The sequence below is a fragment of the Nonomuraea sp. NPDC005692 genome, from assembly GCF_040631115.1.
Lineage (GTDB): Bacteria > Actinomycetota > Actinomycetes > Streptosporangiales > Streptosporangiaceae > Nonomuraea.
This window is the reverse complement of the sequence record NZ_JBEXYU010000017.1, coordinates 30,066-47,982: the sequence shown is the minus strand read 5'-3', so window position 1 is coordinate 47,982 and position 17,917 is coordinate 30,066. Positions and strand designations below refer to the sequence as shown.

Sequence of the window (17,917 nt, the reverse complement as noted above, 5' to 3'; positions counted from 1 at the left end):
CCGCAGGAGATGGTGGAGAGGGCTCTGGAGCTCTCCGCGAACGACGGCTGCGTGGTGCTGGTGGACGAGGGCTCCACGGCCAACCTGCGCTTCGCGGGCAACACGCTGACCACCAACGGCGTGGCCCGGTCGTCCCGGCTGACCGTGATCTCGGTGGCCGGGCAGGGCGTGGGGGTGGTCTCGCGCTCGGCCGTGCGCGCCGACCAGCTCCCCGACGTGGTCGCGGCGGCCGACCGGGCGGCCCGCGAGGCCCGGCCGGCCGAGGACGCGCGCCCGCTGGTCGAGGGCGGCCCGGCCGCGCCCGGCTGGGACGACGAGGTGCGGCCGACCGACATCGGGGTGTTCGAGCGGTTCGCGCCCGCGCTCGGCGAGGCGTTCTCGGCCGCCGAGTCCGGCGACAGGAAGCTCTACGGCTTCGCCGAGCACTCCCTCACCTCGACCTTCCTCGGCACCTCCACCGGCGTGCGGCTGCGGCACGACCAGCCGACCGGCCGCCTCGAGCTCAACGCCAAGTCCGGCGACCTGAAGCGGTCGGCCTGGACCGGCGTGTCCACCGAGGACTTCGCCGACGTCGACGTGGCCGCGCTCGGCGCCTCGCTGGCCCAGCGCCTCGAGTGGGCCAAGACCCGGGTCGACCTGCCCGCGGGCCGCTACGAGACGCTGCTGCCGCCGAGCGCGGTGGCCGACCTGATGATCTACCTTTTCTGGTCCTCGGGCGCCAGGGACGCGCTCGACGGCCGTTCGGTGTTCTCCGGGCCGGGCGGCGGCACGCGGGTGGGCGAGCAGCTCGCCACGCTGCCGATCACGCTGTCCAGCGCCCCCCGGGCCGCGGGCATCTCGTGCGCGCCGTTCGTCACGGCGCACGCCTCCAGCCGCGACAGCTCGGTGTTCGACAACGGGCTGCCGCTGGGCCCGACCGACTGGATCAGGGACGGCCGCCTGGAGTCGCTGCTCCAGACGCGCTACTCGGCCGAGCTGAGCGGGCTGCCGGTGACGCCCGGCATCGACAACCTGGTCATGTCCGGCCCGGCGGAGGGCGCCCGTTCGCTGGAGGAGATGATCGCCTCCACGCGGCGCGGGCTGCTCGTCACGTGCCTGTGGTACATCCGCGCGGTCGATCCCCAGACGCTGCTGGTCACGGGCCTCACCCGCGACGGCGTCTACCTGGTGGAGCACGGCGAGGTCGTCGGCGAGGTGAACAACTTCCGGTTCAACGAGAGCCCGGTCGACCTGCTGGGGCGCGTCACGGAGGTGGGGGCGGCCGAGCGCACGCTGCCCCGCGAGTGGAACGACTACTTCCAGCGCACGGTAATGCCGCCGGTGCGGGTGCCGGACTTCAACATGTCGACGGTCAGCCAGGCGAGCTGACCCCGCCGTACGTCACGGCCCGTACGTCACGGCCGTACGCGCCCGCCGTCCCGCGATCGAGCGGGGCGGCGGGCGTCGTCGTGCCGGCGGCCGTCCTGGAGGCCCCCAGCGTGCCGCAGGGCGGGCCGGGGACGGGACGGGTGTCAGTGTGCCGGGGCGCCGGCCCCGGGCCGTCCGGGGACGGTCAGGAGTCCTCCAGGCGGAAGCCCACCTTCATGCCCACCTGGTAGTGCGCGATCTCGCCTCCGTCGAGGTGGCCGCGGATCTCGGTGACCTCGAACCAGTCCAGGTGGCGCAGGGTCTGCGAGGCCCGCTGGAGGCCGTTGCGGATGGCCTGGTCAAGGCTCTCCCCCGACGTGCCGACTATCTCAGTGACCCGATACGTTCGATCCGTCATCTCCCCATCCTCCTTACTCGAAGGCCATGATCGCATGACCCTCCTCATCGCCCGGCCGCGCCGTCGCGCCCTGCCCGTACGAGGTCTACCGTGGAAGGTATGAAGGGGTGGCGCAAGAAGCCGGACGTCCACCAGGTCACCGACGCCAGACCCTCGCTCACAGCGGACATCCGCAAGCGTGAGGTCGCCTACCTGATCAAGATGGGCATCCGGACGATCTGCCTGATCCTGGCGGTCGTGGTGCCGGTGCCGTGGCCGTACCGGCTGCTGTTCATCGCCGGGGCAGTGTTTTTGCCATACATTGCCGTAATCGGGGCCAATGAGCGCAGCGAGGGCGCGCCGCCGCCCCACTTTCAGTCCCCCGAGGCTAACCAAACCGAGATACCGCTGCATCGACGCGAGATCGGGTCGTGACTAAGTCTTGACGCATCCCATGGGTTGTAGGTGTACGCTTTAGGCAAGCGCTCCGGTCCCCCGTCGGAGTGCTGGTGCCGGCGTTCCGGGCCCCCGTCGGAACGCCGATGAAGCGACGCCGGGTGGTTTGCCCCCGTAACCACCCGGCGTCGCCCTTTTCCTGGCCAGCCCTTTGCATTGGACGATCAGTCCCCCGTGCCGGCCGGAGTCCGATAGGACCGCTTTCCCGAAATCGTTTACACCGGCCTCCTCCTCGCAATTCACAGGAAATCTGGAGGAAGCGGTCGGCTTGACTTCAAGAGTTCGTTCGAGTGTCAGCCGTCAGTCAGCGTCTCGGTGGTCGCCTGCTCCCAGTTCTTCGCCAATGTGATCAATCTGGCCACGGCGTCCTCAGGGGCACTTCCGGCCCCCTGGGCCAGCCCGAGCAGGTAGGCGGTGAGCGGCGCGGCGGGCCTGGCCACCCCGTGGGCAACCTCCTTGGTCAGGTCGAGGACCAGGTCGCGGTCCACCCGGGCGGGGTCGACGCCCAGCTCCCTGCACACCAGCGCCGTCCACTCGGCGAGTACGTTCATGCGAGCCTCCTTCAGGTCGTCCATCGTGTCGCAGTCGAACCACGGCCGGCCCGGCGAGGCCAGCCGCGTTCCGGTCAGGGGGCCGAGCAGGCCCTTGAGTGACCGCCCGGCGTAGGCGTCGAGCGCCGCCCGCAGCTCCGGCACCGGCCAGGCGCCGACGAGCCACTGCTCGCGGCCGTCGTCGTCGACCATGACCGCCCCCGCCCCAGGACGGGCCGCCGCCAGCAGCTCCCGCACGTGCGCGGCCGTCAGGAACGGCAGGTCGCCGGCGAGCAGCATCAGCCACGGCGCGTCGACCTCGCGCAGCCCGGCGGCCAGCGCGGGGACGGGCCCGCCGCCCGGCGGTTCCTCCCGGGTGAAGACGACCCCGGGCAGCTCCCGGCGCGGACCGACGACGACCGTGCGGCGCGCGCCGGACGCCGCCGCGGCCACGCGCTCGACCAGCGGACGGCCGCCGACGGCCAGGCCGGGCTTGTCCGCGCCGCCCAGGCGGCGGGCCGCTCCCCCGGCCAGGATCACCGCGTCGAAGGGCACCTCAGCCGCCGATGGCCGACATCGGCCTGGACGGCTGGAGGAAGGACGGGTCGTCGATGCCGTGCCCGGCGCGCTTGCGGGCGACCGCGGCGACCCAGCGGGCGGCCAGGTCGTCGTCGGAGGCGCCCGCGCGCATGGCGGTCTTGAGGTCGGACTCCTCGGTGGCGAACAGGCAGTTGCGCACCTGGCCGTCGGCGGTGAGCCGGACCCGGTCGCAGGCGCCGCAGAACGGGCGCGTCACCGAGCCGATCACCCCGACCCGGGCCGGGCCGCCGTCGACCAGGAACCGCTCGGCCGGGGCGCTGCCGCGCTGCTCCAGGTCGTCGGGCGTCAGCTCGAACGCGGCCGAGAGGCGTTCGAGGATCTCGTCGGCGGTGATCATGCCTTCGCGGGTCCAGCCGTGCTGGGCGTCGAGCGGCATCTGCTCGATGAAGCGCAGCTCGTAGCCGCGGTCGAGGCAGAAGCGCAGCAGCGGCACGGCCTCGTGGTCGTTGACGCCGCGCATGAGCACCGCGTTGACCTTGACCGGGCGCAGGCCCGCCGCGTCTGCGGCGGCCAGCCCCGCGATGACGTCGGCGTGCCGGTCGCGGTGGGCGAGCTGCTTGAACGTGGCCGCGTCGAGCGTGTCGAGCGAGACGTTGACCCGGTCGAGGCCGGCCCGCGCCAGCGGCTCGGCCACCCGGGCCAGGCCGATGCCGTTGGTGGTGAGCAGCACCTGGGGACGCGGGTCGAGGGCGGTGGTGCGGGCGACGATGTCGACCAGCTCGCGCCGGAGCAGCGGCTCGCCGCCGGTGTAGCGCACCTCGGTGATGCCCAGCCGCTCGACGCCGACGCGCACCAGCCGGACGATCTCGTCGGCCGTCAGCAACTGGGCCTTGGGCAGCCAGTCGAGCCCTTCGGGCGGCATGCAGTACGTGCAGCGCAGATTGCACTTGTCCGTGAGGGACACCCGCAGATCCGTGGCCACCCGTCCGAACGAGTCTCGCAACATGGGGCGTCACCTCCTGTCCGTTTCGCCAGAGAGCCAGACTACGACGGGTGTCGCGCGGCTCTCAAAACCGCCTGCCTCTCTCCTGGCAGGCAACGCGCCGCGCCTGTGATCGATTCCGCGAAGGGGCCGCCGGGACGGGCCCGTCAGGGGTGGGCGGCGTGCCAGGACTCGCGGGCGTCGATGAGCTCCGACAGGTGCCGCCTGGACCACTCGCAGCCGGCCGCCATGGGGGCGAGCAGGCTGCGGCCGAGAGGGGTCAGCGCGTACTCGACGCGGGGCGGGATCTCGGCGTAGGCCGTGCGGGTGAGCAGGCCGTCGCGTTCCATGGCGCGCAGGGACTCGGTGAGGACCTTCGGGGTGATGCCGCGCAGCGGGACCTGCAGCTCGGTGAAGCGTCTCGGGCCCTGCTCCAGACAGCGGATGATCTTGGCGGTCCACTTGTCGCCGACGCGGACGGGGGTGACGTGGACACAGGCGGCGAACATGTCGGGGTCAAGGGGTTCGGCCATGGCGTCCATGCTAGGCGGCGGGAGCTCACTATCGTTGCGGGAAGTGACCTCAGGGCGTCTACCGTCTGCCGGGCGCGGCCGGGTGTGCCGGCCGCCGGACGGAGTGGTGGACGATGGGCAGGATCGTGGTTTTCGGCGGCGGCGGACGGGCCGGCGCGCGGGTGGTCGGGCAGGCCCTGGAGCGGGGGCACGAGGTGACGGCCGTGGTGCGCGACCCGGCCCGGTACGCGGGGCCGTCCGGCGACGGCGTGCGCGTGGTCGCCGGGGACGTGACCGACCGGGAGAGCGTGGCGGCGGTCGCGGCGGGGCACGACGTGGCGGTGCAGGCGAGCGTCCGGCTGGACGTGCCGTCCGCGGAGTTCTACACGGCGGCGGCGCGGGCGCTGACCGGCGGGCTGGCCGGGGCAGGTGTGCCCCGGCTGGTGGCGCTGGGCATCGGCACCCTGCTGGAGGTCGCGCCGGGGACGCGGCTGGTGGACACCCCCGGCTTCCCCGAGGACGCCCGGACGTTCTCCCTCGGGCACGCCGCCGAGCTGGAGGTGTTCCGCGAGGAGGGCGGGGCGCTGGACTGGGTGGTGATCGCGCCGCCGCCGGTGGTGCTCGACGACCGGGCGGAGCGCAGCGGGCGGCACCGGTTCGGCGGGGACCAGGTCATGGCCGCCGAGGAGGGCGGGCCGGTGTTCTCCTACGCCGATCTGGCGGCGGCGGTGCTGGCGGAGATCGAGGACCCGCGGCACCACCGGGTGCAGGTCGCCGTGGGGTACTGACGGCGACGACAGGCCCGGAAAAGACCTGGAGCGGCCCGTGCAACGCGCAGAACGGGCCCGGAAAAGGGACGGAACGGGCCCGGACATGCCGGAAGCCCGGCCTCGCGGCCGGGCTTCCGCCGGGTGGTGCTAGTGGCGGCGGCCGCCGTAGACCTTCACCCAGTCCTTGCCCTCGGAGGGGGCCAGGTACCTGGAGCCCTCGAAGACGGCGCGCCAGGTACCCGAGGTGTAGGCGCGCTCGGTGGTGCGGAAGGAGCCGTCGCGGTTGGTCCGCACCGACTCGACGTAGTCCCACTCGTTGCTGCCGTCGGCCTGGAAGAGGATCACGACCCGCTTCCACGCCAGACGGTGCCAGCGCTCGCTGTCCTTGCAGTAGTCGGCGTGGTGCACCGCGACGAACCCGCTGATGTAGTCCTCGTCGCAGGACACCGACAGCTTGCCCTGGATGTCGAGGGCCCTGCCGCGCCGCGCCGGCTCGGGGTTGACGTCGAGCTGGAGGCTCGTGCTCCCGCCCTCGAAGTCGGGATCGGGGTCCGTGTCCGCCAGGGCGGGCGCGGCGGCGGTGGCCACCATCGTGGCGCCCAGAGCGGCCGCGGCCAGTCCGGCGGCTAGACGTCGCATCATCAAAACAAATTCCTTCCCCGTCTCGGACGCGCCCCAGGGACGGGGCACGTCAACGCCTAATGACGCGTCAGGGTAAAGAAAAGTTGCGATACGACAGATCACGATTGAATAACGACAAATACCTCGGTGGCTTTTTGTGCGTGTTTTATAACACTAACTGGCGATTTGTCGGGGTTTAGTGGTGTATGGCGCGTAGTGGGGGTTTCCGGGGAAGTGCACCCGCCACAGGCCGCCCCTCCTGGACGGCACCGTCTGCACGAACGCCCCGGCCGCGTCGGTCGTCGTCTCGGCCACGTCCTCCCAGGTCGGCGAGCCCTCCTCGCGCCACTGGAGCCGCAGCCGCTGCTTGGCGTACGGCCCGAAGTCGGTGAAGCCGCGCGGGTCGATCCTGGTCAGCGAGCCGCGCAGCCGCACGCCGCCGGCGGACTTCGGCGACCTCTCCACCCGGACGGACGACAACCTGGTCGCCCTCCTGAGCTCGAAGGAGGCGTATTCGGTGACCGTGGCGCCGTCCGCGTCCCGGGCGGTGGCGCTGATCGTCCAGGTGCCGGTCGGGTAGAAGCGGTTCAGCTTCTTGTCGGGCAGGAAACGCCAGGTCTGCCAGTCGGCCGCCATCCGGGCCGCCCCCTCTCGCCACACCAGCCGGGGCGGCGGCGTGCCCGTGGACGGGGCCTTCTGCAGGTCGATCCGAGGATCGGCGGCGACCGTCAGGGGCAGCGGCATCAGGGCTCGCAGGCCCTCGCCCGGGCCGCCGGAGGCCGGATCCGCGTACGCGCTCCCCGGCGCGACGGCGGCCGGGCCGGGCAGCGACGCCGAAGATCCGGAGGGCCCGGCGGACTCGGCGGATTCAGCGGGCGCCGAGAACGACCCGGGCTCAGAGGACGTCCCAGGCATCGAGGACGTCCCGGGCATCGAGGACGAGGCGGACGACGGCGGCCCGGAAAGGGCCGGCGGCTGGAGGCCGGGTTCGGCGGCGGGCGGGAGATCGGTGGTGTCCTCGACCGGGGGCTTGGCCGACAGCAGCGGGCCGGGCGGGGCGCCGGGCTCCACCTTGACGGTGACGCCGTTCTTGCCGCGCGCGCCCCGCGCGATCACGTCGATCACCAGGCTCACGGAGTCGTGGGCCCCGACGACCGGGTTCGCGGGCCGTACGGTGATGGCGCGGATGGCGAGCTCGGTCGCGGCGGGATACGCAGGCACGGGCGCCGTGAGCGACCCCGCCGCGAGCGAGACGAGAAGGAGGCTTCTGGTCATGAGCGAGACGCTAGGAACCGCCCGGTCATGACCAGGACCGCGACACGCACCCCTTATGGCAAAGCCGACGGGGCCGACGGGGCCGCAGGTCAGCGCGCGTCGCCGTAGAGGGACTCGATGATGTCGGCGTACTTGGCGTGGATGACGCGCCGCTTCAGCTTCAGGCTCGGGGTGAGCTCCTCGGTCTCGGCGGTCCACTCGGTGCCGAGCAGGGCCCACCGCTTGACCTGCTGCACCCTGGCCAGCCTGGCGTTGGCGGCCTCGACGGCGGCCGAGACCTCCTTGAGGACGTCGGGGTGCTCGGCCAGTTCGGCCAGGGAGGTGAAGCCGATGCCGCGGGCCTGCGCCCATCCCGGCGCCGTCTCGCCGTCGAGGGTCAGGACGGCCACCGGGTGCGGGCGGTTGTCGCCGTAGGCGAGGGCCTGGCCGATGAGCAGGTGCTCCTTGAGGTGGTTCTCGATCTCGGCGGGCGAGACGTTCTCGCCGCCGGCGGTGATGATGAGCTCCTTCTTGCGGTCGACGACGCGGTAGAAGCCGTCGTCGTCGACCGTGCCGATGTCGCCGGTGTGCAGCCAGCCGTCGTCGTCGAGGAGTTCGGCGGTGGCCTCGGGGCGGTTGAGGTAGCCGCCGGTGTTGAGCGGGCTGCGGGTGAGGATCTCGCCGTCCTCGGCGATGCGGACCTCGACGCCGGGCTCGGCCCTGCCGACGGTGCCCAGGCGGTAGCAGGAGGGGCTGTTGCCGGTGAAGGCGCCGGTGGTCTCGGTCATGCCGTAGACGTCGATGACCTTGAGGCCAAGGCCGGCGTAGAAGTGCTGGACCTCGGCGGGCAGGGGGGCGGCGCCGGTCGCGGTCCACTCGGCGCGGTCGAAGCCGATCATGCCGCGGACGACCGACAGCAGGGCCGCGTCGGCCTTGTCGTAGGCGGCCTGGATCTCGGGGGTGATCGTGCCGCCGTACTGGCCGGCCTCGACGTAGGCGGCGCCGGCGGCCATGGCCTCGCGTACGGCGGCCTGCTGCTCGGGCGGCTGCGTGGCGAGCACCGCCAGCAGCCGGGCCATCATCTTCTCCCACACGCGCGGCACCCCGAAGAACATCATCGGCCTGACCTGGCCGAGCGTGGCGCCGAGGTTGGCCAGGTCGGTGCAGAAGTGCACGTGCGACATCTTGACCAGCGGGAGGTAGAGGCTGAGGATGCGCTCGGCGATGTGGGCGTAGGTGAGGTAGGAGATCTGGGTGCCGTGCGTCGGCAGCGAGGTGATGCGGTCGGTGGCGGCGGCCTCGTAGAAGACGTTGGTGTGGGTGAGCGGCACGCCCTTGGGCATGCCGGTGGTGCCCGAGGTGTAGAGCACGGTGACGACGTCGCCGGCGGCCACCTCGCGGGCGCGGGCCTCGACGGCGGCCTCGTCCTCGGCCAGGCGGGCGCGGCCCAGGTCGAGGAAGTCGGCCCAGGACATGAACCGCTCGTCGTCGGGGGCGCCGTCGAGCATGATGATCCGGCGCAGGCCGTCGAGCCGGTCGAGCACCGGCTGCCAGCGGGCCAGCTCGGCGGGGCCGCCCAGCACGGCGAAGCGGGCGCCCACGTCGCCGGCCACGAACGCGATCTGGTCGGGCGCGAAGGTGGAGTAGACCGTGCAGCCCACGCCGCCGGCGTGCACGGCGCCGAGGTCGGCCAGCACGTGCTCGCTGCGGTTGACCATCATGATCGCGACGGACTCGCCGCGTTCCAGGCCGAGGGCGGCGAAGGCGGCCGCGATCTCCAGGATGCGCCGCCGCGCCTGGCCGTAGGTCAACGTCGTCCAGCCGCCGGAGCCGCCCGAGCCGTCGGGGGCGCCGGGGTCGGAGTACGCGGGCGCGTCGGGGTGCCTGGCGGCCACCTGCCTGAGCTGTTCGCAGACCGTGCGACCGGCGATCTCCCGCTCGATGTCGGCCCGTACGTCGAGGACTTCGGCCATGGCACCCACCTCCAGTCAGTAATCACTTGCACAGGTGGCATGCATCGCACCACACCCTCTGGGCAGCGGCAAGACCCAGGCGGGAAACTGTCGGACCGGTCACGTAGAGTGATCGTCCAGGTGCCGTACGTGTCTCGGGAGGGCGTGCATGAGCAAGGGCGGAAGGACCTTCTTCGGGCATCCGTGGGGTTTGGCGACCCTGTTCTCCACGGAGATGTGGGAGCGCTTCAGCTGGTACGGCCTGCGGGCGATCCTGGCCACGTTCATGGCCGCCTCGCCCGCCCACAAGGGTCTCGGCATGTCGCAGGAGACCGCGCAGGCGGTGGTCGGCGTCTACGGGGCGCTGATCTACCTGGTGGCGCTGCCCGGCGGCTGGATAGCCGACCGCGTGCTCGGGGCGCGCAGGTCGGTGTTCTGGGGCGGGTTCGTCATCATGCTCGGCCACATCAGCATGGCGATCCCCGTGACGACCCCGTTCTTCGTCTGGCTCGGCCTGTTGCTCATCATCAGCGGCACGGGCCTGCTCAAGCCGAACATCTCGGTCATGGTCGGCCGCCTCTACGGCGAGGACGAGGACGGCCGCCGCGACGCCGGCTTCTCCCTGTTCTACCTGGGCATCAACCTGGGCGCCTTCTTCGCGCCCCTCGTCGTCGGCTGGCTGGCCGCGGGCGACCGCTGGCACCTGGGCTTCAGCGCCGCCGCGGTCGGCATGGCCCTCGGCCTGCTGCAGTACGTCTGGGGCGGCCGGAACCTGCGCGGCATCGGCGAGCGTCCCGGCGTGCGGCTGACGCCGCCCGAGCGCCGCCGGTTCGGCCGGGTGACCGGGGCGGGCGTGGCGGTGACCGCCGTCGCGCTCGGCGCGTGGGCGGCCACGGGCACGCTCACCATCGACCGCCTGGCGCTGGCGATCACGATCGTCATCCTGATCGTGCCGGTGGTCTACTTCGCCTACATCCTGCTGGGCAGCCACAGCCTCACCGACGAGGAGCGCAGCCGGATGAAGGCCTACATCTGGCTGTTCGTCGCGGCCGCGATCTTCTGGATGATCTATGATCTGGCGCCGAGCAAGCTGCTGTTCTTCGCCGCCGACCACACCCGGCTGGAGCTGTTCGGGGTGCCGATCCAGGCGGCGACGACGCAGTCGTTCAACCCGCTGTTCATCATGATCTTCGTGCCGGTGTTCGCGGCGTTGTGGGTGAAGCTCGGGGTGCGGGTGAGCACGCCGCAGAAGTTCGGGTTCGCGCTGGTCATGGTGGGGCTGAGCTTCGTGGTGATGGCGATCGCCGCCGGGCTGGCGACCGGCGGCCGGGTGTCGGTGTGGTGGCTGGTGCTGGTCTACCTGATCCAGGTGTTCGGCGAGCTGTCGCTGAGCCCGGTCGGGCTGTCGGTGACGACGAAGCTGGCGCCGGAGGCGTTCAAGGGGCAGATGCTGGGGATCTGGTTCATCGCGGTGTCGGTGGGCGACGCGGTCGGCGGCCAGACGGGGCGGCTCACCCACTACCTGTCCGACCCGATGTACTACCTGGTCCTGGCGATCATGGCGATCGCGGCCGGGGTGGCGATGTTCCTGTTCACCCGGAAGCTGCGGGTGCTCATGGCCGAGCACTACCATGCGGCGGCCATGCCGCCGATCCGGTAAAAACATCCAACGTGTCTGAAATTCTCGACCTTGTCGGTATTTTTGTCTTCGCACTGACCGGTGCGCTCATGGGTGTGCGCAAGCGGCTCGACGTGGTCGGGATGGGCGTCCTGGCCGAGATGACCGCGCTCGGCGGCGGGCTGGTCCGCGATCTCATTCTCAACGTGCGGCCGGCCGCCTTCCAGAGCCTGGGTTACGTGCTGGTTCCGGTGGCCGCCACGGTGATCGTCTTCTTCTGGCACCCGCACGTGGCCCGCGTGATGCCGGTCATCCTCGTGCTCGACGCGGCCGGCCTCGGCCTGTTCGCGGCCGTCGGCACCGAGAAGGCCCTGGAGTACGGCCTCAGCCCGCTGCACGCCACCATCCTCGGCGTCACGACGGCCGTCGGCGGCGGCGTGATCCGCGACGTGCTGGCCGGCGAGATCCCCACGCTGCTGTACGACCGCCAGCTCTACGCGGTGCCCGCCCTGCTGGGCTCGGCCGTGATGGCGGGCCTGTCCACGGCCGGGCTGCACGGCTGGCCGGCCACGCTCGCCGCCGCGCTGCTGGCCTTCGGCCTGCGCATCACCGCGATGCGCCGCAACTGGCGGGCGCCCCTGGCCAAGGGCGCCGAGGAGCCCTCCTAGCCCCCCACCCCATCAGCACCCCTCCTGGCCCCGCACACCACGCACGAGCGAGTCGCTCACACCATCGGCAGGAGCGAGTCGGGGTGGCGGCGGGCGCCGGTGGGGCCCTGGGAGCGGGCGCGGGCGATGCGGGCGACGGCGTCGGCCACGGTCTCGGGCGGCAGGGTGAACGGCAGGCGCAGGTAGCCCTCCAGGGTGCCTTCCAGGCCGAACCAGGGCCCGGGAGCCAGGCGCACGCCGTGGGAGACGGCGGCGTCGGCGAGCGTGGTGGAGGTGTCGCCGTTGAGCCGCACCCACAGCGTGCCGCCGCCGCGCGGCAGCGTGTACGTCCACTCCGGCAGGTGCCGGGCCAGCGCGGCGGTCAGCGCGTCCCGCGAGGCGCGCAGGCCGCGGCGGCGTTCGGCGCGGGTCTGCGCCATCCGCTCGAACAGGCGGGCGGTGACGAGTTGCTCCATGACCGGGCTGGAGATGTCGACGACCGCGCGGTGCCGGGCCAGCCGGCGGGCCAGGGCGGCCGTGGTGCGGATCCAGCCGATGCGCAGGCCGCCCCACCACAACTTGGACGCCGACCCGATGCTGATCACCCGGCTGTCGGTGTCGAAGGCGGCCATCGGCGCGGTGCGCGGCACGTCGTCCAGGGCCAGTTCGCCCCAGGTCTCGTCGACCAGCAGGATGACGTCGTTGCGGCGGGCCGCGCCGGCGACGGCGGCGCGGGTGGCGTCGTCCATGAGGGCGCCGGTGGGGTTGTGGAAGTCGGGCATGAGGTAGGCCAGGCGGGCGGCCGACTGCCGCATCGTGGCGGCCATCAGGTCGGGCTGCCAGCCCTCGTGCGAGATGCCGAAGGGCACGATCCGGGCGCCGTGCTGGCGGGCCACGTCGATGGCGTGCGGGTAGGTCGGCGACTCGACCATGACGGGGTCGCCGGGGCCGATCAGCAGCCCGGCCACGAGCTGGATGGCGTGCTGGGAGCCGGTGGTGACGACGATCTGCTCCGGCCGGGTGGCCAGGCCGCGCTCGGTGTATCGGGCGGCGACGCGCTCGCGCAGGACCGGCAGGCCCATGGGGTCGTAGCCGTTGCCCATGCCGTACCTGGGCAGGTCGTCCAGGGCCTCGGCCATGGCCTCGCGCAGCGCGGACGGCGCGGGCGGGGCGGCGCAGTGGAGCTGGATCAGACCGTCGTCGCCGGTGGACAGCCAGGGGTTCTCGCGGGTGGTGGCCGGGTCGGGCAGGGTGGTCCAGCTTCCCGAGCCCTGCCTGCTGTCCAGGTAGCCGCGCTCGCGCAGCAGGTCGTAGGCGGAGGTGACGGTGGTGCGGCTGACGCCCAGGGTCTCGGCCAGGTGGCGTTCGGCGGGCATGCGCACGCGTACGGGGATCTGGCCGTCCATGATGAGCGCGCGCACGCCGTCGGCCAGGGCGCGGTAGTACGGGCGCGCGGCCGGATCGACGTCGACCAGCCGGGCCACCTGCGCAGCCGACAAATGCCTCATAAGGCCACTTTCCACGATTGGCCCTGTTTTGGCAAACCATTGGCCTGCCACGATGAGGCCATCATGAGCGAAGCAACCGTCCCCCGCCTGAGTTCCCTCCCCTCCCGTCTCCTGCGCCTCTACGGCGGCCTGGCCCTGTACGGCGCCGGCATCGGGCTGCAGGTGGAGTCGGGCCTCGGCAACGACCCCTGGGACGTCTTCCACCAGGGCGTGGCCCTGCGGCTGGACGTGTCCATCGGCACCGTCATCATCGGCGTCGGCGCCCTGGTGATGCTGCTGTGGATCCCGCTGCGCCAGCGGCCCGGCCTCGGCACGATCAGCAACGTGGTGTTCCTCGGCCTGTTCGCCGACGCGGCGATCCTCCTGTTGCCCACGCCGTCCCACCTGGCCGTCCAGTCGCTGTACGTGGCGCTCGGCGTGGTCGCGATCGCGCTGGCCACCGTGCTCTACATCGGGGCCGGCATGGGCCCGGGGCCGCGCGACGGCGTCATGACCGGCCTGGTGCGGCTCGGGCTGTCCGTGCGGCTGGCCCGGTTCCTCATCGAGCTCACCGTGCTGGCCGTGGGCTGGCTGCTCGGCGGCAGCGTCGGCGTCGGGACGCTCGTCTTCGCCCTCGCCATCGGCCCGCTGACCCAGTTGTTCACCCGCTGGTTCCCCTTGTCGTGATCCCGCCCCGGGTCCGTCCTGACGCGACAGGCCGGACCCGGCGCGGGATCACCCGCGCGCGAGTAGCGTCTTCGGCATGCGGATTGAGGACTACGCGCTGATCGGAGACATGCAGTCGGCCGCACTGGTGGCGAGGGACGGTTCCATCGACTGGCTCTGCCTGCCCAGGTTCGACTCCCCCTCGTGCTTCGCCGCCCTGCTCGGCAGCGAGCGCAACGGCCACTGGTGGCTGGGCCCGACGGCCCGGCGTCCGGCCACCCGGCGCCGCTACCGGCCTGACACGCTCATCCTGGAGAGCGAGTGGGACACCCCGACCGGCACGGTCCGGGTGATCGACTTCATGCCCCCGCGCGACCGGAACCCCGACGTCGTGCGCATCGTCGAGGGGGTCTCGGGCAGCGTCGAGGTCTCCACCCAGCTGCGCGTGCGCTTCGACTACGGGCGCATCGTGCCGTGGGTGCGCCGGACGAACGGCCACCTGCAGGCCGTCGGCGGCCCCGACTCGGCGTGGCTGCACTCCCCCGTCCCGCTCAAGGGCGGCGACTACGCCCACCGGGCCACGTTCACCGTCGAGGCGGGCGACCGGCTGCCGTTCGTGTTCACCTGGCACCCCTCCCACGAGCCGATGCCGCCGCGCATCGACGCCGAGGAGCAGCTCGCCGAGACCGAGACCATGTGGACCGAGTGGGTCGGCAAGTGCGCCTACCAGGGCCCCTACCGGGAGGCGGTGACCCGGTCGCTGATCACGCTGAAGGGCCTGACGTACTCGCCGACCGGCGGCATCGTGGCCGCGCCCACCACGTCCCTGCCCGAGGACATCGGCGGCGTGCGCAACTGGGACTACCGGTTCTGCTGGCTGCGCGACGCCACGATGACGCTCGACGCGCTGATCAGCTCGGGCTATCTCGACGAGGCCGCCGACTGGCGTTCCTGGCTGCTGCGCACCATCGCCGGGCGTCCCCAGGACCTGCAGATCATGTACGGCGTCGCCGGCGAGCGCCGGCTGCCCGAGCTGCGCCTCGACTGGCTGGACGGCTACGAGGGCTCCCGCCCGGTCCGCATCGGCAACGAGGCGGTCCAGCAGCTCCAGCTCGACGTCTACGGCGAGGTGATGAACTGCCTGTACGTCTCCCGAACCCGCGGCCTGGCCGCCGACGAGCGCGCCTGGTCGATCCAGCGCCGGCTCCTCGACTACGTGGAGGAGCACTGGGACGAGCCCGACGAGGGCCTGTGGGAGGTGCGCGGCCCGCGCCGGCACTTCGTGCACTCCAAGGTGATGTGCTGGGTCGCCCTCGACCGGGCCGTCAAGTACGTCGAGAGCTTCGGCCGCACCGGCCCGGTCGACAGGTGGCGCGCGTTGCGCGACGCGATCCACGCCGAGATCTGCGACAAGGGCTTCGACCCCCACCGCAACACCTTCACCCAATCGTACGGGTCGTCGGAGCTGGACGCGGCGCTGCTGATGATCCCGGTGGTGGGCTTCCTGCCGCCCGACGACCCCCGCGTGACCGGCACGGTGGCGGCGATCGAGAAGGAGCTCATGTCCGACGGGTTCGTCCTGCGTTACCCGCTGGCCGCCGACAACGACGTCGACGGCCTGCCCGGCGGTGAGGGCGCGTTCCTGGCGTGCAGCTTCTGGCTGGTGGAGGTGATGGCGATGCAGGGCCGCAAGGAGGAGGCGCGGGAGCTGTTCGAACGCCTGCTGGAGCTGCGCAACGACGTCGGGCTGCTGGCCGAGGAGTACGACCCGCGCTACGGGCGCCTGGTGGGCAACTTCCCGCAGGCGTTCAGCCACGTGCCCCTGATCCACGCCGCCCGCGCGCTGTCGCGGGCCTGACCCGGCGGGAACGGGTTTCCCCCACCGCGCCGAGTGGGACAAGACCTCGCATGGGTGAGGAATGGGACCTGGCGGTCGTGGGCGCGGGACCGGCGGGCTCGGCGGCGGCGCTGCGGGCCGTCCAGCTGCGTCCGGACCTGCGCGTGGTCCTGCTCGACCGGGCCGGCTTCCCCCGCGACAAGCCGTGCGGCGACGGCATCGCCGCGCACGGGCGCGACGAGCTGGACCGGCTGGGACTGCCGGGCCTCATCGACGACTACCGGCCCACGCCCCGGCTGACCGTGGTCTCGCCGGGCGGGCTGCGCGTCTCGGCCGAGGCGGCCCGGCCCAACCACGTGGTGCCGCGCCGGGTGTTCGACGCGCGGCTGGTGGAGGCGGCCGGGGCCAGGGGCGTCGAGGTGCGCCGCCACCGCGTCAGGGAGCTGGCCCACGACGGGTCCTGGGTCGTCCTGGACGGGCGGCTGCGGGCCCGTGCGGTGGTGGCGGCCGACGGAGCCTACTCGGCGGTGCGTCGGCTGATCGGCCTGCCCGCGGCGGGCGAGCGGCACACCGCCCTGGCCGTGCGCGGCTACGCCGACGTGCCCGAGGCCGACGACGTGCAGCTCATCGCGATGCAGCGGGCGGGCTGGCCGGCCTACGCGTGGTCGTTCCCGATCGGCGACGGCACCGCGAACGTCGGGTTCGGCATGCTGCTGCCCCGGCTGCGGGCGGCGGGGGCGCCGGGCCGCCAGGTGCTGCACGGCAGGCTGGCCGAGCTGCTGCCCGACCGGCCCGCGCGCGACCTGCGCGCCCATCACCTGCCGCTGTCGACCGGGCGGCCCGCGCCGGGCGCCGGGCGGGTGCTGCTCGCCGGGGACGCGGCGGGGCTGATCAACCCGCTGACCGGCGAGGGCATCTACTACGCGCTGCTGTCGGGGCGGCTGGCGGCCGAGGCGGTGGTCGAATCGGCGGGTGAGGCGGCGGGCGACCCGCTGGCGCGGTACCGGGCCAAGCTGCGCGGCGCGCTGGGGCGGCACCTGCGCACGACCGACGTGCTGGCCCGGCTGGCGCAGTCGCCGGGATTCATCGACGCGGCCATCGCGACCGCCGCGCGCCGCAAGGAGGTGTTCGACCTGCTGGTGGAGGTCGGGCTCGGGGCCGGGACGGTGCCCGCGCCGCTGGCCCTGGCGGTGGGCCTGCGCTGGCTGCGCGGCGCGGCGCGCCTGCCCCGCTGAACCACCGCCACGGCTCGCGCCGGGGAGTGCGGCGGCGCGGCTCAGGGCAGCGCCACGACTCAGGGCAGCGCCACGGCTCAAGGCCGTCAGGGCGGCGCCTCGGCTCAGGCCGTCAGGGCGGCGCCGTTGGCGAGCAGCAGGAGCACGTCCACGGCCGCCACGGCGATGGCGGTGACGAACGGCGCCCGCGCGGACCGGCCGGCCAGCACCGCTCCCCCGGCCGCGAGCAGCACCGCGGCCGCCATGGCCGCCCACCCCGCCACGCCGGGGCCGCCCGCGGGCCCGAGGACGAGCAGGCAGGTGGCGGCCAGCAGCGGCACCGGCACCAGCACCCGGACGCGCGCCGCCCCCAGCCGCTGCGGCCACCCGCGCACGCCGGTCGCCAGGTCGCCCTCGATGTCGGGCAGCACGTTGGCCAGGTGTGCGCCCACGCCGAGCAGCGCCGCCGCCGCGACGGCCCACCACGCCGGCCACGGCTCCCCGGGCAGGCCCAGCGTCACGAACGCCGGCAACACCCCGAACCCGACGGCGTACGGCGCCCACGACAGGACGGTGGCCTTCAGGCCGAAGTCGTACCCCCAGGCCCCCAGCACGCCCACCAGGTGCGCCAGCCCCGCCGTACGGCCCGAGGCCAGCGAGAGCGGCACGCACAGGGCCAGCGCCGCCAGCGCGGCCACCCGCACGGCGGTCACGCTCACCGTGCCGTCGGCGGCCGGTTTGCCCGTGCGCCCGGCGGCGGCGTCGCGCCCTGCGTCGAGCGCGTCGTTGCACCAGCCGATCGACAGCTGCCCGGCCAGCACGGCGGCGGCCACCAGGACGCAGCCCGCCGGGCCTCGGCCCGCCGCCACGGCCAGCGCGGTGACCAGGGCGGTCACGGCCACGGTCGGGCCCGGGTGGCAGGCCAGCGCCAGCACGACGGCCGTACGGACCGGCCCGCCGCGCACGACGGCCGCGGGCACGGGATCCGGGTCGGTCACACGGTGATCGTAGACCGGAAGATCCGGGGCGAGAATTCCCACGCGCCGCGTATGGCTTAAATGACCATCCTTGCGGGAAGCGTGCGGGG

At 73.0% G+C, this 17,917-nt stretch carries 17 protein-coding genes; 8 read left to right on the top strand and 9 right to left on the bottom strand.

What is annotated here, in order from left to right:
- The first annotated feature begins 9 nt into the window (after window positions 1–9).
- Window positions 10–1,368: a metallopeptidase TldD-related protein gene (locus ABZ459_RS29985; protein WP_357977580.1), complete on the top strand. Its 1,359-nt coding sequence runs from the start codon at window positions 10–12 to the stop codon at window positions 1,366–1,368.
- A 184-nt stretch (window positions 1,369–1,552) separates the two neighbouring features.
- On the opposite strand, the gene ABZ459_RS29980 is transcribed toward ABZ459_RS29985, so the two are convergent.
- The gene (locus ABZ459_RS29980) at window positions 1,553–1,765 is read right to left on the bottom strand and encodes a dodecin (protein ID WP_125642491.1); all 213 of its coding nucleotides are present in this window, start codon (window positions 1,763–1,765) and stop codon (window positions 1,553–1,555) included.
- Window positions 1,766–1,864: 99 nt separating this feature from the next.
- Here ABZ459_RS29980 and ABZ459_RS29975 point away from each other — a divergent pair, with 99 nt between their 5' ends.
- A complete protein-coding gene (locus tag ABZ459_RS29975) occupies window positions 1,865–2,179 on the top strand; it encodes a DUF3099 domain-containing protein (RefSeq protein WP_357977208.1) in 315 nt (104 codons plus the stop codon).
- 314 nt (window positions 2,180–2,493) lie between these two features.
- Here ABZ459_RS29975 and ABZ459_RS29970 read toward each other — a convergent pair whose 3' ends face one another.
- The 3 genes from ABZ459_RS29970 to ABZ459_RS29960 form a co-directional block, all read right to left on the bottom strand.
- Complete coding sequence (locus ABZ459_RS29970; RefSeq protein WP_357977205.1) at window positions 2,494–3,285, bottom strand: NTP transferase domain-containing protein; 792 nt, start codon at window positions 3,283–3,285, stop codon at window positions 2,494–2,496.
- A gap of 1 nt (window position 3,286) precedes the next feature.
- Complete coding sequence (gene moaA / locus ABZ459_RS29965) at window positions 3,287–4,276, bottom strand: GTP 3',8-cyclase MoaA (RefSeq protein ID WP_357977202.1); 990 nt, start codon at window positions 4,274–4,276, stop codon at window positions 3,287–3,289.
- A 143-nt stretch (window positions 4,277–4,419) separates the two neighbouring features.
- On the bottom strand, window positions 4,420–4,785 hold the full coding sequence (locus ABZ459_RS29960) for a helix-turn-helix domain-containing protein (RefSeq protein WP_357977199.1): 366 nt from the start codon (window positions 4,783–4,785) through the stop codon (window positions 4,420–4,422).
- 113 nt (window positions 4,786–4,898) lie between these two features.
- Between ABZ459_RS29960 and ABZ459_RS29955 the strand changes: the two genes are divergently transcribed.
- Window positions 4,899–5,552, top strand: coding sequence for an NAD(P)H-binding protein (locus tag ABZ459_RS29955; protein WP_357977196.1), 654 nt, complete (start codon window positions 4,899–4,901; stop codon window positions 5,550–5,552).
- 129 nt (window positions 5,553–5,681) lie between these two features.
- On the opposite strand, the gene ABZ459_RS29950 is transcribed toward ABZ459_RS29955, so the two are convergent.
- From ABZ459_RS29950 to ABZ459_RS29940, 3 genes are all read right to left on the bottom strand, one after another.
- Window positions 5,682–6,176 carry a hypothetical protein gene (locus tag ABZ459_RS29950; RefSeq protein ID WP_357977193.1) on the bottom strand — a complete coding sequence of 165 codons (495 nt, stop codon included), beginning with the start codon at window positions 6,174–6,176 and terminating at the stop codon, window positions 5,682–5,684.
- Window positions 6,177–6,329: 153 nt separating this feature from the next.
- Window positions 6,330–7,430 (bottom strand): hypothetical protein, encoded by a 1,101-nt coding sequence (locus tag ABZ459_RS29945; RefSeq protein ID WP_357977190.1) that lies wholly within the window; start codon window positions 7,428–7,430, stop codon window positions 6,330–6,332.
- Between the two features lie 89 nt (window positions 7,431–7,519).
- A complete protein-coding gene (locus ABZ459_RS29940) occupies window positions 7,520–9,382 on the bottom strand; it encodes an AMP-dependent synthetase/ligase (protein ID WP_357977187.1) in 1,863 nt (620 codons plus the stop codon).
- Window positions 9,383–9,530: 148 nt separating this feature from the next.
- Here ABZ459_RS29940 and ABZ459_RS29935 point away from each other — a divergent pair, with 148 nt between their 5' ends.
- Window positions 9,531–11,021 (top strand): oligopeptide:H+ symporter, encoded by a 1,491-nt coding sequence (locus ABZ459_RS29935; protein WP_357977185.1) that lies wholly within the window; start codon window positions 9,531–9,533, stop codon window positions 11,019–11,021.
- Window positions 11,022–11,032: 11 nt separating this feature from the next.
- Window positions 11,033–11,647 (top strand): trimeric intracellular cation channel family protein, encoded by a 615-nt coding sequence (locus ABZ459_RS29930; RefSeq protein WP_357977182.1) that lies wholly within the window; start codon window positions 11,033–11,035, stop codon window positions 11,645–11,647.
- A 56-nt stretch (window positions 11,648–11,703) separates the two neighbouring features.
- On the opposite strand, the gene ABZ459_RS29925 is transcribed toward ABZ459_RS29930, so the two are convergent.
- The gene (locus ABZ459_RS29925) at window positions 11,704–13,134 is read right to left on the bottom strand and encodes a PLP-dependent aminotransferase family protein (RefSeq protein WP_357977179.1); all 1,431 of its coding nucleotides are present in this window, start codon (window positions 13,132–13,134) and stop codon (window positions 11,704–11,706) included.
- Between the two features lie 63 nt (window positions 13,135–13,197).
- On the opposite strand from ABZ459_RS29925, the gene ABZ459_RS29920 reads away from it, so the two are divergent.
- The 3 genes from ABZ459_RS29920 to ABZ459_RS29910 all read left to right on the top strand — a co-directional run bounded on the left by ABZ459_RS29920 (window position 13,198) and on the right by ABZ459_RS29910 (window position 16,851).
- Window positions 13,198–13,800 carry a hypothetical protein gene (locus ABZ459_RS29920; RefSeq protein WP_357977176.1) on the top strand — a complete coding sequence of 201 codons (603 nt, stop codon included), beginning with the start codon at window positions 13,198–13,200 and terminating at the stop codon, window positions 13,798–13,800.
- Window positions 13,801–13,876: 76 nt separating this feature from the next.
- Entirely contained in the window at window positions 13,877–15,637 is a 1,761-nt protein-coding gene (locus ABZ459_RS29915) for a glycoside hydrolase family 15 protein (protein ID WP_357977173.1), read from the top strand.
- Window positions 15,638–15,687: 50 nt separating this feature from the next.
- The gene (locus ABZ459_RS29910) at window positions 15,688–16,851 is read left to right on the top strand and encodes an NAD(P)/FAD-dependent oxidoreductase (RefSeq protein ID WP_357977170.1); all 1,164 of its coding nucleotides are present in this window, start codon (window positions 15,688–15,690) and stop codon (window positions 16,849–16,851) included.
- Window positions 16,852–16,955: 104 nt separating this feature from the next.
- Here the strand turns inward: ABZ459_RS29910 and ABZ459_RS29905 are convergent, their stop codons facing one another.
- Entirely contained in the window at window positions 16,956–17,828 is an 873-nt protein-coding gene (locus tag ABZ459_RS29905) for a UbiA family prenyltransferase (RefSeq protein ID WP_357977168.1), read from the bottom strand.
- Window positions 17,829–17,917: the final 89 nt, after the last annotated feature.